Source organism: Pantoea sp. NSTU24, from assembly GCF_050157905.1.
In the GTDB taxonomy this organism is placed as follows: Bacteria; Pseudomonadota; Gammaproteobacteria; order Enterobacterales; family Enterobacteriaceae; genus Pantoea.
The window spans coordinates 317,501-333,477 of the sequence record NZ_JBKIWZ010000003.1 but is presented as its reverse complement, the minus strand read 5'-3'; the positions used below and the strand labels follow the sequence as shown (position 1 = coordinate 333,477).

Annotated in this window: 9 protein-coding genes; 4 read left to right on the top strand and 5 right to left on the bottom strand. The window is 56.1% G+C overall.

The features are described 5' to 3' along the window. The first annotated feature begins 68 nt into the window (after positions 1-68). The 3 genes from ACLHDD_RS20085 to ACLHDD_RS20075 all read left to right on the top strand — a co-directional run bounded on the left by ACLHDD_RS20085 (position 69) and on the right by ACLHDD_RS20075 (position 7,945). A complete protein-coding gene (locus ACLHDD_RS20085; protein WP_427105585.1) occupies positions 69-434 on the top strand; it encodes a hypothetical protein in 366 nt (121 codons plus the stop codon). Positions 435-483: 49 nt separating this feature from the next. Continuing rightward, positions 484-2,541: a pyrroloquinoline quinone-dependent dehydrogenase gene (locus ACLHDD_RS20080; protein ID WP_427105660.1), complete on the top strand. Its 2,058-nt coding sequence runs from the start codon at positions 484-486 to the stop codon at positions 2,539-2,541. 1,423 nt (positions 2,542-3,964) lie between these two features. Continuing rightward, positions 3,965-7,945, top strand: coding sequence for a BapA/Bap/LapF family prefix-like domain-containing protein (locus ACLHDD_RS20075; RefSeq protein ID WP_427105584.1), 3,981 nt, complete (start codon positions 3,965-3,967; stop codon positions 7,943-7,945). Between the two features lie 109 nt (positions 7,946-8,054). On the opposite strand, the gene ACLHDD_RS20070 is transcribed toward ACLHDD_RS20075, so the two are convergent. Both ACLHDD_RS20070 and ACLHDD_RS20065 read right to left on the bottom strand, forming a co-directional pair. Further along, complete coding sequence (locus ACLHDD_RS20070; RefSeq protein WP_427105583.1) at positions 8,055-8,981, bottom strand: alpha/beta hydrolase; 927 nt, start codon at positions 8,979-8,981, stop codon at positions 8,055-8,057. A gap of 115 nt (positions 8,982-9,096) precedes the next feature. Further along, a complete protein-coding gene (locus tag ACLHDD_RS20065) occupies positions 9,097-12,324 on the bottom strand; it encodes an autotransporter domain-containing protein (protein WP_427105582.1) in 3,228 nt (1,075 codons plus the stop codon). Between the two features lie 746 nt (positions 12,325-13,070). Between ACLHDD_RS20065 and ACLHDD_RS20060 the strand changes: the two genes are divergently transcribed. Continuing rightward, entirely contained in the window at positions 13,071-13,973 is a 903-nt protein-coding gene (locus ACLHDD_RS20060; protein WP_427105581.1) for a pyridoxal-phosphate dependent enzyme, read from the top strand. 176 nt (positions 13,974-14,149) lie between these two features. On the opposite strand, the gene ACLHDD_RS20055 is transcribed toward ACLHDD_RS20060, so the two are convergent. The 3 genes from ACLHDD_RS20055 to ACLHDD_RS20045 form a co-directional block, all read right to left on the bottom strand. Continuing rightward, positions 14,150-14,836: a ZIP family metal transporter gene (locus ACLHDD_RS20055; RefSeq protein WP_427105580.1), complete on the bottom strand. Its 687-nt coding sequence runs from the start codon at positions 14,834-14,836 to the stop codon at positions 14,150-14,152. Positions 14,837-15,020: 184 nt separating this feature from the next. Further along, on the bottom strand, positions 15,021-15,161 hold the full coding sequence (locus ACLHDD_RS20050; protein ID WP_427105579.1) for a hypothetical protein: 141 nt from the start codon (positions 15,159-15,161) through the stop codon (positions 15,021-15,023). Between the two features lie 119 nt (positions 15,162-15,280). Next, complete coding sequence (locus ACLHDD_RS20045) at positions 15,281-15,961, bottom strand: VIT1/CCC1 transporter family protein (protein WP_427105659.1); 681 nt, start codon at positions 15,959-15,961, stop codon at positions 15,281-15,283. Positions 15,962-15,977 lie beyond the last annotated feature (16 nt).

Sequence of the window (15,977 nt, the reverse complement as noted above, 5' to 3'; positions counted from 1 at the left end):
AACAGACGCATAAACGTGTCAGTGCGCCATAGTTAATCATTGATCATTTTCACATGGGACGACCTGTTATGTTGCAATCTCAAACTTCACGGCCAGGCAGCTTACTGCTGCTGCTGGCCGCCGTGATTGGTTTCGTCGTGGCTTTGTATGCATGGATGACGCCGCTTACCGGTGTTACCGGCACGATTGGCGCGCTGGGTGTGGCTATCGCGAGCGCCATTCTTGCGCTACTTACATTCCTGTTACGGGGAGTATCCGGTCGGGGGGCACGAACGACGTTAATAATACTGACTCTGCTTGTGTTGTTCGGAACCGCTTTTGCAGCTGCCCTGCTGCATCAGTACATCATTACGGCAGCGATGGTAATCGGTTTAGTCGGTCTGATAATGCTGAATAAAAAATCTGCCAGCCATAACCATCGCGTCAGAGCCTGAGGATCCCCCTGTGCACAACACTAAACATCAATTGGTAATGAAAGTCAGCATGACGGCGCTGGCGCTGCTGCTTGCCCCCCTGACACTGCATGCGCAGGATAAAGCGGCTGAAGCCTCCATGGGCGCGCGGGAAAATGTCAGCCCGGAAGCGGCCGATCAGCAATCTCCCCGCACGACAAAAACCACCGGCGATGCATCAACCGGTCAGCACGATGCAGAGAGGGTCGCGTCTGCAGATAACCCGTCAACCCCGCTGGTGCCATCGGCTGCCACCTGGGACAGCTTTCATGGCCAGCTGAACGCGCAGAAATACAGTCCGCTCAAACAGATTACGGCTGACAACGTCGGTAACCTGAAAAAAATCTGGGAATTTCATACCGGCGACGTATCAGATGGTAAAGGCGATACACCCGCTACGGTCTGGTCAGCCACCCCTATTTTTGCCAACGAGACACTGTATATCGGTACCCCTTTCGACCGTCTGATTGCCCTCGACCCCGGTACAGGCAAAGAGAAATGGCACTACGACACTAAATCCTCGCGTAAGGCTCTGACGCAGCCAGTGCTGAAAAACCGCGGCGTCTCTTACTGGCAGGCAAAAACGCCAGTCGCCGGACAGGCATGTCAGAAAATCGTTTATATGGGGACGGTGGATGGCAAGCTCTTTGCGCTGGATGCCGATTCAGGTAAGCCGTGCAGTGACTTTGCAGACAATGGCGTATTGGATCTGAATCAATGGAATACCATCAACGCCAAATACCCGCTTTCCGTTCTGCAGCCGCCAACCGTTGTGGGTAATCATCTGCTGATTGGCTGGGCGGGTAAGGACTGGGCCTATGCCGAAGCGCCGCCGGGCACCGTGTTTGCCGTAAATGCGCAGACGGGCAAACGTGAATGGACGTTTGAAGCCATTCCTGAAGCGGTCCGTAAACGCACAGGCACGGCAAACGTCTGGACGCACATGTCAGCGGATGAGGCGCATGGCCTGGTCTATTTACCTGTTTCATCACCTTCCCCTAACTACTGGGGCGGGAACCGCACTGCTCCTATCCCGCTGGGGACTTCGACCACTGCACTGGATGTGAATACCGGTAAAGTGGTCTGGTCACGTCAGTGGGTGCATCACGATGTGTGGGACTACGATATCAACTCTGCGCCGACGCTGATGGATATTACAGTCAACGGCAAACAGATTCCGGCACTTATTCAGGCCACTAAGCAGGGCTTTCTGTTTGTGGTAAATCGTCTGACCGGTGAGGATGTCTGGCCAATTGAAGAGCGTCCTGTTCCGCAGGGGGATGGCTCTGTTCAGGGTGAAGTACTTTCACCCACGCAGCCATTCCCGACTAAACCCGCGCCGCTGCTTGACCAGTCGAAAAAGCCGGCAATCTGGAAACTGGCGGATGTCGTAGGAGCGGGCCAGTGTTCAAGGTTATGGGATAAGCTGACCTATAAGGGCATGTATACGCCGCCAACCACCAAAGGCGAAGGTGCACTGACCTATCCAGACAGTGCAGGCGGCGTGCAGTGGGGGGGTGTTGCGTTCGACCCACAAAAACAGATTGCGATCGTTAACACCTCACACATTGTGCAGTATGTAAAACTCTATAGCCGCGAAGATTATGAAAAAGCGGATAATGGCTCCGGTAATGAAAGCGGTTTTGCTCCTCAGGAGGGCGCGCCTTACGGACTGCGTCTGATGGTTGCCAATAACTGGCTGGGCATGCCGTGCTGGCAGCCTCCTTTTGGCGAAATCGTAGCCATCGATATGCACACCGGTGACGTTAAATGGCGTCGTCCTGTCGGCGCCTCTCAGCAATATGGCTTCTTCATGCCAGAAAGCTGGGGATCACCGACCATCGGCGGCCCGGCAGTGACAGCAGGCGGAGTGATATTCATTGGTGCGTCAATGGATGCCAAAGTTCGCGCCTATTCTGTGGAAAATGGTAAAGAGTTATGGTCCGATCAGGCTGAAGCTCCGGCAGTAGCTAATCCCTCTGTCTATGAGTACAAAGGCCGTCAGTACGTCGCATTTGTGGCTGGCGGTAATACCATCCTTAAGGATCAGGTAGGTGATCAGGTGGTGGTTTACGCTTTACCTGAATAGCGCTTGCTGAAAATTCACTGAACGATGAATGGGGCCTCAGGGCCCCATTTTTCTGGGATGCTCTCCATCCCTGAGAACGCACTGTCAGCAGAGGTTGCTTACATTCAGTTTTCGTTACTGCAACGCATCGTGCTGCCCTGTTTTTCGCTTTCTTCTGAGGGGCGAAAGTGCGGTATCTGTATGCTTTCAGCCTTATCTTGCTGGCATGAATAACGGCTATGTGAAACCTGACCGCAATGAACACGGCTCAATATCATCACTGCTAAATACAGACAGAAATTCATAATGCCTGAGAAGAAAAAGGGTTGCTGTTAACGTTGTGAAAAAAGATTAAATTAAATGCGCCTCATCGCCGCATAGCATCAGAATCGCCCGTTACGCCTCTGGCGGCCTTTTCAGAATTGCAGATTTTATCAGCCTGGCCAAAGCAACAGGTGCTGTTTCTGAACAGAGTTATTGCAGGGGCTATCCTGTGACGTAATAAACCGAACGCCATCACGCGTAGCGCGTGCGTGTATGACATCGTCGGATTAGCCAGTATGCAAAAGAATGTCGGGAATTTAATTTACCCGGATCTGAATGTGACAATGAAAGCCGCTATTTAAGTGACTTTACCTTAAAAATAATAAGCGTTTTGATGCCATTTATAAAAAGAAATTTACTTCTTTTCGGGTGCAACTGACGGGCTGAACCGGGATTTTTAATACCGACGTCCTGAATGGATCCTGTAACTGGCAGGCGTCACGGCAGAAATAAAGGTCAGGCGGATGCCCTGTCTCTCTCTGCGTACATAAATTCTATCTCCCTGGGATGGCTGTCATGCACCTGATGGACAGATCCAGCTCATAACCCGCGCGGCCAGCACCAGTCGGCAGGAAGTTATCTTGTGTAACGGCAGGATGGCTCCGGCCTTAATTATTAACATTACCTGATAAATTCTGTTTGTTAATAAAATCGGGAGTCAGGGAGAAAACGTATGAGCGCCTATCGCATTCAGATGTCTGAAAACATTAAAAACAACAGAAAGCATCAACTATTACCAGGTGCAATTCCAGATTTTGCCTGGTAGTCAGAGAGAGAGGTGAAGGCTATTTTGTGTTTATCCAGCGTCAACCATTCATATTTCTATGGCAATAAGTCATTGAGATTGATGGGAGTTGAATGAGCCGACGCTCGAACTCTTACAAAGAATGGTGCTGATTTATTTTATTGGCAGACAGAAACTGTCTTCAGAACTGATTAACTAATCTGGCTCATCTTCTTAACCATTGTCCTTGTTACGGATTGCGATTAATCCGTTGAGTATCGGGTCTGGCTCAGCACCTTTATCGGGTCGCTGGCATCTGCGTGCCTGAAATTAGTAAAGCGGCGCTTTATTTTTAACGGCATTGCGACTCACTCCCTGGTACATAAGGAAATCTCCATGGCTTTTTCAGGCACGGGCCGTTTCACGGTCATCTCGCTGACAGGCGGTCAGCCACTCTTTCGTCAGACTCAAAACACGTCATCCTTTATTCTGAACGAACCAGCCATTGTTACCTTGCAGGGCTTACCTTCTCAGGTTACGTCTTATCACAGGCAGTGGGATGACCTTATCCTCAACCTGCAGGAGAGCGACACGCTACGCTATCAGAACTTCTTTACTGACGTTGCAGGCCAGCAAAGTAAATTACTGTTCCAGCAGGGAAGCCTGTTGCAACAGGCAACGTTCAGTACAGAGGAAGAGAATTATGCCCAGGCGCTTAGTACGCTGACACCCATTCTGCATCCTGCAGAACACACAGACGCTCCGGCCCCAACGTTTAATTCCATCACTGTACCCCTGTCATCTGAAGTCACGAACGCGGAAAGCCGGGTTCTGGCAGGTGCTGAGACGGTGTCGGATAACAGACCTGTTGAAACGGAAACGATCTCTGGCAAAGCTGCATCAACCTTAACGCTTGTACAGGCGGCAGAAACTGCGCCAGCACTAAATGGCGCTACCGAAGACGAAAAGGCGGACGCCATTGTCCTGCCGGCCCTGACGCTGGATCCCGTCAACGGCGACAACGCCGTGAGCTACAAAGAGGGGATCTACGGCGTTATCCTGACCGGCACCGCGTCCCACCTTCCTTCCGGCACGGCCATTGCGCTGACGCTGGACGGCCGGGTCTGGCAGGGCAGCGTCAGCCAGGATCGGTGGCAGGTCGATATTTCCGACAGCGAGCTGAAGACGATTAAGGATGGCAACTACAGCATCACGGTCAGCGCAGCGGACGCAGACGGCAACAGTACCAGCCTGACCCACGACCTGCTGCTGATCACCCACTACGGCAGCAGCAGCCCGAAGGTGACCGTCAACCCGGTGACGCTGGCGGATGCGTTCGAGTACAACGGGGAAACCTGGTACGTGCTCAGCGGCACGATGGAGGCACCGCTGCCGATTAACTCCTTTATGGTGCAGGTGTATGACACCTTCCACTGGAACACGGCGGTGGTGCGGGCGGACGGCAGCTGGCGCGCGGAAATCAGCGCGTCGGAGCTGTCCGGCGGGGGCAACAGCCTGGTGTTCGGCGTGCTGGACGGCGCCGGGAACTGGTTTGAAAAGGACGGCTACGTCACGGCCGACCTGACCACCCCGGTCGATGCGGGCTCCGGGGAGCCTCCGGTTCACGAGGAAAATCCGTCGGACGGCGGCTCCACTCCGCCTGACGGCGGCTCCACTCCGCCTGACGGCGGTGACACACCGGTCAGCGCCGCGCCCGTTCTGACCATTCACAGCTTCACCGGCGACGGCGTGCTGAGCGCGGAGGAGAAACTTTCAGACCAGACCGTCAGCGGGACCCTGGAGAACCTGGCCGAAGGCAGCACGCTGACCGTCATGCTCAACGGCCAGAGCTACACCACGGCGCTGGCGGCGGACGGCAGCTGGAGCGTTACCCTGCCGGCGGCCGACCTGCAGGTGCTGCCCGTGGGCGCGGGCACCCTCAGCGTCAGCTTTGAAAACAGCGTCGGCGGCATCACCACCGCCAGCAAAGCGATTGTCGTCGACGCGTCGGCGCCGCCGTCCGGCACGCTGCCGCCGCAGCCGGTCATCGACACGCCGTTTGGCGACGGGTACATGAACGCGCATGAACGCTATGAGCCGGTCACGCTGCGCGGCACCACGGGCGTGTCCGGGGCGGGTCAGCGCATCGTGCTGTCCCTGGACGGCATTGACTACGCGGGCACCGTGGACAGCGGGGGCAACTGGCAGGTGCCGCTTTCCCGGGACCAGCTGATCCAGGCTGAGTTAACCGAGGGCAGTCACAGCCTGACGCTCACTGCCACCGACCTCTGGGGCCAGACCGGCGTCGCTGAGGCGACCTTTATCACCGATACACTGGATCCGTCCGTCGCGATTAAGACGCTGTCCGGCGACGGGCTGATCGACCGCAGCGAAATCAGTCAGCCGCTGGTGATCGCGGGCAGCGGCGAGGCGGGCAGCGCCATCGAAGTTACCTTTGGCGATCTTCACTGGAGTGACGTGATCGGGCAGAGCGGGCAGTGGCAGTTCACCGTACCGGCGGAAACGCTGCAGGCGATGGGGGAAGGGAGTTACCGCGCCGCGGCCACCGTCACCGACGCGGCGGGCAACCGCGCTTACGCCTCGTCCGGGGTGGAAATCTACGCCTCCGAGGCGCTGCCGGCCCTGACGCTGGACCCCGTCAACGGCGACAACGCCGTGAGCTACAAAGAGGGGATCTACGGCGTTATCCTGACCGGCACCGCGTCCCACCTTCCTTCCGGCACGGCCGTTACGCTGACGCTGGACGGCCGCGTCTGGCAGGGCAGCGTCAGCCATGACCGGTGGCAGGTCGATATTTCCGACAGCGAGCTGAAGACGATTAAGGATGGCAACTACAGCATCACGGTCAGCGCAGCGGACGCGGACGGCAACAGTACCAGCCTGACCCACGACCTGCTGCTGATCACCCACTACGGCAGCAGCAACCCGAAGGTGACGGTCAACCCGGTGACGCTGGCGGATGCCGTGCAGCATGATGGTGAGACATGGTACGTCCTCAGCGGAACGCTGGAGGCACCGCTGCCGCTTAACACCTTCTCGGTACAGATTGACGATACCTTCCACTGGAATAAAGTCACGATTCAGCCAGATGGCAGCTGGCGGGCAGAAATCAGCGCGACGGAGCTTTCGGAAGGGGGGAATCACCTGACGTTCGGCGTGCTGGACGGCGCCGGAAACTGGTTTGAACAGGGAAGTTACGTCACAGCGGATCTGACTTCACCGATTACAGGCAACGGAGGCGAGCCTGCGCCTGCAATAGATACACCATTTGGTGATGGTCTGTTGAGCCGGGCGGAGAAAAAAGAGACCGAAACGCTGACCGGCACCACGGGCATCACCGGCAGCGGTCAGACGGTTACAGTAAATATTGGCGGTAAGCATCATGCCGCAACCGTCAGCGACGATGGTCACTGGAGCCTGGCCCTGACACCGGGGATGATGAAAACCGGCTTTGGCAAAGGACAGCACGACATCGTCGTGACTGCCACCGATGCTGCGGGACATTCGGCAACAATGACGACGCATTTCCAGATGGAAGCTTGTGCGCCGAAAGCGGCGGCTAAAAATATTACCGTTAACCCTCTGATTCATCCGGAGGCCAGCCACGATCAACCGCCAGCGGGAACGGCAGAAACCCCTGTTCTCTTCACCATGAAGTCCGGGGAATACCACAGCCCGTCACCGGCTACCAGTCAGGCCGTTCAGCCTGAAATTTCTGAGGTGCAACAGTCTGCACAGAGTGGGGAAAAGCTGAGCGCTGGCGAGGCTGACGGACATGCTAACGTTGTTTCGGACAGCGCCGACCCGCAACTGCGTCCCGTTGCGGCAGCCCTGGAGAGTCCGGACGCGTCTGTGATCCCGGCCAGCAGCAGTGTCAGTGACCACCAGACGGAAACCGCTCATGTTGTGTCGCCGGTGCCTGCAACGGAGACTGTCAGCCATCTCTTCGGGACAGAAAGCAGTAACGCCTTTTCGTTTACTTTCGCGAATCTGCTCGCCCGGCCAGACAACGTGGCGGGTCACGACTTGTTACCGTCGAATGACACGGCCACTGGGCTGGATTTTGCCACGCTCGGGCTGAAAGCAGATAACCCACCGGGGATCGATCTGGCCGCGTTCAGCAGTCATATCACGCCAGGGCAGACGGCTTTGTCGGAACTGAGCCCCGGAGCAATGGCGATAACAGACGCGGATAGCAATGTGCTCATGCTGAGTGACACACAGGGCGGTGTCTGGAACCTGGAGGAAGTCCGTACGCTGGACAGCCATCAGGGCGATCTTTATCCCAACGTTTCTGTCAGCCATCAGGGGACACTGGCGGATATCCTGAACCAGCATAATCAGCAACTGGCTTGATCCTGACGGCCGGAGCGGATAGTCGCCCCGGCCTGTTTGCACTCTAGATCGGGGCCTGTCTGCCACTCAGGCAGACAGACCTTTATTCCCTCGTTCAGCCTGATGCAAATCAGCGTTCCTGCGGATCAGCGCGGGTATTAACGCTGCATAAATGGTGGCAGATCGCATCACTGGCATCAAAAACAGACTCAAGATGGTTACTGTTCTTTATCTGCCGGACCGTAATGTTCTGATTTGCGCACCCTTCAACAAATGCAGCTACCTGTTGCGGATTAGCGAGTTCATCACACTCCGGAAGAAGCACGGTAACAGGTAATGGCAGGGCAGCGATCTGCCTGGCGGGCTGACGGGGTGTCAGGGCGTTTGCCATGTTTACGCTGTACGCTCTGGCAAAGTCTGGTCTTGCTGTCAAAACCTCTTCAGGAAAATGGAGCTTAACGGCAGAGCGCCTGCCGCATAATTTTCCCTGCGTCAGCGCATTAACGATAAAAGGCAGTCTGTTCACGGATGAGAACGGCGTTGCCCCTGTTCTGATGATGTGGGCTGGCGCAAAGGGACCCAGCTCGGGTGCCAGTAAAATCAGACTGTCAGCTTTATTGCGTGGAGCGTGGCAGGTGAAGTAATTGATCAGCATGCCACCGCCGCTGGAGTGACCGAGCAGATGGATTCTGACGCCGGGAAACCTACGGGCAACCGCGTCAAAAACGGTGTCAACATCCTGCCAAATCTGCTGTGGGCTGGTCACGTCACCTTTTGGCCCCAGTGAGCGGCCATGCCCGCGAATATCGACCAGACAAACACAGACGGCCCCCCGTGCGCTTATCTGACGGGCAGGAATGGTGTAACCCGCGTCGGCGTTAACACCCCCGCCGTGATAGATGAGAATGACATCGTTCACCTCACCCGCGGGCAGATGAAAACGGAAGTACAAGCCGTCTGACTCATGCTCTTCAGTATTATCCGAAGCCGGTAAGCGCGAACTGAGCCGTTCAAAACGCTCATTGAACTGACTGAAATCAATCACATTAATATCCATTTATAACCGGCGCGGCCTGCCATTCAGGGCAGGGTGCAGACCTCCTGGCCTTAATAAGGCCGGAGATCAGTGACTTCAGCGCCGATCTTTCCCCTGAGTCCGGTCAGTGTATTCCTCAGAAACCGATATTCAACCGAAACATCAGCATCTGATTCTGTGAACGCCGGGCATCCAGACCCAGCGTGGCCTGATAAGCGAGGCCTGGCGTGATGTTGTGAGGTAACAGGAAATCAATCGCGGTTCCCATCGTCATATTCTGGCGACTCTGCTCCGTCAGCGGCACCTGCCAGGTATCATTGCCTGTGTCGGCATAGCCTACCCGCGCCTCGCCCGTGTGGCTCAGCGTCTGCGTATATTCCAGCCGACCCTGCAGGCGCAGGGTGCCCCACCGGGCCGGAACTGCACGCTCCCCTCGCAGCCCGCCGCCCGTCATAACCTGCGAAAAAGTGTGTGGCGCATAGGCCAGACTGAAAGCACCTGCACGGTTTTCACTATAGCCATCCAGTCTGGTCTGGTAATACTGCAGACGGGCATAAGGCGAAAGCAGCGTATCCGTTGTGCGAAATTCATAACCGGATGTCAGCGCGCTGAATATCTGGCGCCCTGGGCGGCTGCCTCGCGCTTCCGCTCTGTTTTCTTTAACGTAACGCCAGCTATCAAAATGCATTTTCCCCTGCCCAAGCAGTCCATCAACAAAAAATGCGCCCGGATGAAAGCTGCCATAGAGCGCCGTGCTGAATGCCCGCCCTCTGCTACGCGAACTGTTGTCACCGATGTCACTGACATCGCGTCCGAAGCCTATGCTCATTCCTGCGGTTACCGCAGGAGACAATCGATAATCGGCCCCGGTGGTAATGCCTGCCGTGGTGTGACTGAAGCGCACGCCATTATCCTTGTCGCTGCCAAAGTCTATGAAGCCCCCAGTCCAGAAAGAGAACCGATCAGCCTGCTGCGAGGGTGTGAAAGACTGTGAAGGGGACGGCTCTGCACGGGGTTCTGCCCGTGGCCGCTGATGTTGCCAGGCAGAGGCCCACATTTTCTGATCGGCATCCTGCTCAGGTTGCGAGGAGGGCATCGTAAAACGAATCCCCTGCATGTCAGAAGGTAAACTGGCGCCGCTGTGTAACTGCTCCAGCCGGTCACTGACGTTCTGTAATTGCGCACGCGCAAAATTTTGTGCAGCACGATACTGAGCACTGACCATGCCAATTACGTCGGCGTCCCGTGCCGGGTTTGGGCGTTCCGTAATGGTCAGCAGGATTCTGGCAGGCTGAGTCGTGCCGGACGGTCCGCTAAGCGCGTATCTGAGGACGACGCTCCCGCTGGCCTGAGCCGCTGCGGTGAACAGCAGTTCGTAGTCTGTACCGGAAGCACGAACCAATGCAGTGCCAGCAGTGCGATCTGGCTGGTCAAGAAGCTGAGCGCCCGTGAAGGGACCGCAAGTGGCACCAGTGGTGAGAGAGATCGTGACGGACTGACCCGCGTTGAGCGTGGCGCTGTGATCCGTCGCCACTGCGGATGCCGCACCGATCTCAAGCGTGTACGCCGTTTGCAGCGTTTTCCCGTTCGCATCGGTAACCTGAATACTAAAGGCGCTACTCCCGCTGCTCTGCGGCGTACCGCTAAGCTGACTGTCAGCGAAAGTCAGTCCGGCAGGCAGCGATCCGTGGAGCTGCCACTGATAAGGCGCCACGCCCCCGCTAACGCTGAAAGTCTGCGCATACATTTTTCCAGCGACGCCCTGGGGCAGTGCACCGGTTGCCGGCTGTAACAGCAGGGGTGACTGCAGAGCGCCATTTACTGTAAGCGTATAGCTGGCAGTGCCGCTGGATCCCGCACTGTCCAGAGCTGAAATCTGAAATGTATAGTTACCTGCTGTGACAGGTGAACCTGTCAGAACCCCGGTCGACCTGTTAAGTGTTATCCCGGCCGGCAGGCTGGTGGCACTGAAGGAATAGGGCGCAATACCGCCACTGACACTAATGGTCTGGTTCCACGCTTTTTCTGCAGTGGCGACTGGCAATGCACCGCTGGCCGGTGTCAGATCAAGCAGCACTGGCGTAACCCTGAGCGAGATACGGGCAGGCGCCGAGGAGCCACTGCTGTTTGCAGCCGTGTAAGTAACACTGTCGCTACCGACATAACCCGGTGCGGGCGTGTAGCTAATCGCTTTACCGCTGACGACCGCACTGCCGTGAGCCGGCCTATCCATGATACTGACGGAGGTCACGGTACCGGCGATACTGAGCGTCACAGGGTTATCTTTACTATTTGCAGCGACAGTTGCTGCACTGTCACTGACTACCGGTGGTGCGGCATTGACGGTCAGTGAGTAATCCGCGCTGCCTGTGGCACCCAGTCCATCTTTGACCGTAACCCGAAAGTTGTACTGGCCTGCAACTGAAGGCGTTCCGGAAACGGTTCCGGATGCAGGATTCAGGGTAAGGCCCGGCGGAAGCGCCGTGCTGATCCAGGTGTAAGGCGCGGTTCCGCCTGAAGCCGTCATCGTCTGCGACCATGCGGCACCTGCCATCGCAGACGGAAATGCACCTCCAGCAGGTGAAACCGTGAGGACCGGAGCGGTGACAGTCAGCAGGACTGTGGCATCAGAGGATGTTCCGCCACTGTTTGACGCGCGCCAGACAAACCTGTCGCTGCCGGAAAAACCGGCTGCGGGTGTATAAGTGATCGTCGTCGCTGAGAGGGTGGCGCTACCGTGTGAAGGTGGCGTAACGATCGTAACAGCAGTAGGTGTGCCGCCCGTCAGGGTCAGCGGTATGAGATTGTTGACACTGCCTGACGCGACGGTAGTACTGCTGTTTGCCGCTGCGGGTGGCGTCTCTGCGCGGTTTACCGTGATGCTGTACGCGCGGGTCGTTGCATCCTGAGCGGTGACAATCACAGAAATCGTATTGCTTCCTGTTGTCAGGCTGATGGCGGGCGAAGCAGAACCCGAGGCGACGATCTGACCGTTGACGCTGACAGTGGCATGACCTTCGCTGACTACAGGCGTGACAGTTATGGATGTCACGCTGTCTGCAACCGACGCACTGTAGTGACTGCTCATGGGACTGAACGCTGGCGACAGCGAGCCTGAGGAAAGCGACAGCGCCCCCAGTGTCGCATCACTGGATGTCGTCACTGTGCTGGTGCAGTTAAAGACCAGATTGCTTATCTGGCCATGCGACGTTGTGGCACGAACAGTAAGGCCATTCGCCTCCAGGCTGCCAGCAGGGACAGTAATTGAAACACTGTGTGGCGTGGTACTCGTGGAGTTTGTCGCATTGTAAGTCTGCCCGTTGCTGAAATCATAGTGGGCCAGGCTGACGCTATCCGTATTCATAGGCGGAGCGCCGGCACCCGAGCCGCTGTCGGTGAAGCTCAGCGTCAGCGCATCACCCGGCGCGAAGTCTGCCGCCGGGTATCGGTTGCTGACGTATGAAAGCGAAGAGGAGCCGGATAAGCTGTTAACGACGGCACAACCATTTGAAAGGGCTAATGCTCGATCTGCTGAACATAACAACAGCATGGCGCAGAACAGGTTGGTACATAAATGTCTGAAAGAGAAACTCCGCTCCATATATCACCCAAGAGTCAGTCAGAAAGTGTCATCAGAAAAGTCATCAAAGCATCAGGATGGAATAATTATTCGGACGACGTGTCTTACAGCCATCGCACGCTGTTCCGAGGCTGGCTGCTACCGCCTGCTCATGGCTTTATCATCGGCAGGAAAAGACAAAACTGAAGTCGTTTATCTGTCTGTCCGGCAGTCTGTTTTTAGCTTCCGGCTACCCCGATAGCTTTGCTGAAACCTGCCCCACGGCTGAGGCAAACCGATGTATCCGGGAAATAATGATGCGCATGATCGGTTACCGCCTCGCCTCAGCCACAGCCTGGGAATTGCACTGAAGTTCGCGCTCAGGAGCCCGCAGGCAAAGGAAACGGCAGCGATCCCAGGCCGATTTTCAGGCACAGGACCTGAGCAAAAGAGCCAATTACTTTCATGCCTCTTGTGCTTTGTCCGCCAATCAGGAATGCTCAGTCAGGCCTGAACCCACCGTCCCGGGTGAAAATATAAGGATACAATTCATGGACATCGCTATCCGTACCGCTCTGATTCGTTCTCTGCCGTTAAGTCAGCACAGCGGTGCTCACGTCTGGCTCAAGATGGAATCGTCGCAGCCGACAGGCTCGTTTAAGCTCAGAAGCGCAGGCCATATCTGCCGCCACTACGCAGAAAAAGGTGCCAGAGGATTTATCAGCTCCTCCGGCGGTAACGCCGGTATTGCGGTTGCGCACAGTGGCCGCAGGCTGGGATTGCCCGTCACCGTCGTGGTGCCGGAAACCACCTCCGCCAGAGCCAGAGAGCTGATTGAACAGGAAGGCGCAAGGTTAATCGTTCATGGGAAAATCTGGAGTGAAGCAAATGACTACGCCCTGTCGCTGGCGACAGAAGAGCAGATTTATGTACATCCGTTTGACCATCCTCTGTTGTGGGAAGGGATCAGCACGCTGGTGGATGAGGTCATCAGCGAAGGTGTCAGACCGGATGCGGTGATTCTTTCCGTGGGCGGTGGCAGCTTGCTATCTGGCATCGCGGAAGGGCTGAAGAAGCATCAGCTGAGCCATATCCCCATTTACGCGGTGGAAACCGAAGGCACAGCCTCGCTGAACGCGTCGCTGAATGCTGGTCAGCTTGTCCGGCTGGATAAGGTCAGCGGGATTGCCACCACCCTGGCCGCCAGTCAGGTGTGTGAAAACGTATTTAACGTAGCGACCCGGCTGGATGTCAGAAGCAAAGTGGTTTCAGACGAGGAGGCGCTGAGGGCCTGCCGCCGCTTACTCGATGACCACCGTGTGCTGACAGAGCCCGCCTGCGGCGTGACGCTGTCACTGCTGTACGATCGAAAAGTCACGTTTAAGCCTGACGAGAATGTGCTGGTCATCGTCTGCGGCGGTGCCTCGGTGACGCTGGCTGGCATCACTGGCTGAACCGCAAACGCCCGTGCAGAAGATGCAGACTGAAAAGCGGATGATCTGTACGGGCGAATAAAAAGCGTCGCAAGGGACGCTTTTTAATACCCGAAAAAAGAAACAGTTGAATGGCTGATCTGGCGACGCACTGAATTCAGAAGGTGAATGGGGCTTAGCTGTACCCCTGCCGCGAGTCAGAGCCCCTCTTCAATCAGCATCAGTATCATGAAGCCTGCAAAAAACATTGCCGTACCCAGCGGGGTATCCCGGTCGCCCTTGTGCGCTTCCACCAGAAGCTCCTCCGTCACCAGATAGAGCAGCGCCACCAGGCCAAATGAAAGGAAGTAGGTCAGCCAGAATTCATCCAGATGGGCGATAGGCATGCCAGCAATCGCCCCGGCAGGCAGAAGCAGGGCAATACCGGCCACCGCCATAAGGACTTTTATTACGCTGCCGAGCATGGCGCGCAAATCCTCCACCATCGATAACCCGAGAAAAAGGATTTCGAGCGTCAGCGCCAGTGTCAGCATGATGCCGGTTTTCGCCCCGGCCGCGAAGCTGATTCCCAACACCAGACCGTCAATGAAAATATCCAGTCCGATCGCGATCAGCATCCCTTTCTGACTGGCGGCTTTTTCGCCAAAGTGCTGGATCAACATCATCAGCACCACACCGGTAACGCCACCTGCAATAACGGCCATCATCGAATGTTGTTTAAGACCTGGCAGCACCTCTGTCGCGGCCGCGCAAAATATTACACCGGCAGTGAAATGGTGGATCAGGCTCATCACCTTTTCCCCCGGCTGGCGGAACAGAGCGACACCTGCACCCGCTATCGCAGCTGTGACCGGAAAGAGGGTATAGAGCAGGGTCTGAGACATCAGGGAATCCTTAGTGAAGTAGAGGGCTTTATGGTAAGTAACTGATACAATAGCATAAAAATCAGGAAAAATATGAACCTATGCAGCAGGGAGCGAAGGGCGCTGCATAGTGCAGAAGCATGCCTGTGTGACTGATAAAAAAAGGTCGCACCGTTGCGACCTCTTTTGCTGACCGGCTAAAGTTCTACTTTCTCTCTGCCCACTTAGTGATCTGATTATCGATCCTGCCATCAAGATAGTCGGTGAAATGAACGCTGCCGGCTTTAATTAACATTGCCAGGCAGGCGGCAAAAATCAGCACCAGTAAGACTCTGCTAATACTCATAACCTTTCCTTGTATGAATAATTCTCCCTCTTTATACCGCCTCTGTTCCGATTCAGACAGTTATCTTTTAACCTGCTTTTAACTGTGCAGAAATAACATTACCGCACGGCACATTTTCGCTAACCCGCGAAATGCCCAAACAGTGCGCCGGTGACGCCCGACAGGGCCATTGCCAGACTGCTCCAGAAGCTGACGCGAAAAACGCTGCGTAAAATCGGCGCGCCACCGGCCTGGGCGGCGACAGCCCCCAGAATGATAAGGGCAAGCAGTGCTGCAATTACGATCCCGGCGATACCCTGATGCAGCAGCGCCGCTATGAAGGGGATGACTGCACCCAGTGTAAAACTCCCTGCCGAAAAGAGGGCCGCCTGAAGGGGGCGTGCGCTTGAGGTGTCAGAGATGCCGAGTTCATCGCGGGTATGTGCATCCAGCGCATCATGTTTCATCAGTGCGGTAGCCACCTCATGAGCCAGTTCCCGACTCAGGCCGCGATGGACATAAATCGAGGCCAGCTCATGCGTTTCAGCCTGATAGTTCTCTTCCAGCTCAGCCTGCTCTTCAGCGATGGCGGCACGCTCTGTATCAGCCTGCGAAGAAACGGAGACATACTCTCCGGTCGCCATCGACATAGCCCCGGCGACGATACCCGCGACACCGGCCAGTAAAATACTGTGCGATGAGCTGTTGGCGGCGGCTACGCCCGTAAGCAGGCTGGCGGTGGAAACAATGCCATCATTGGCACCCAGCACGGCGGCACGCAGCCCGCCAGAGCGTGAAATCTTGTGCGATTCTCCGTGTATCAAAAGCCTGTTCCTT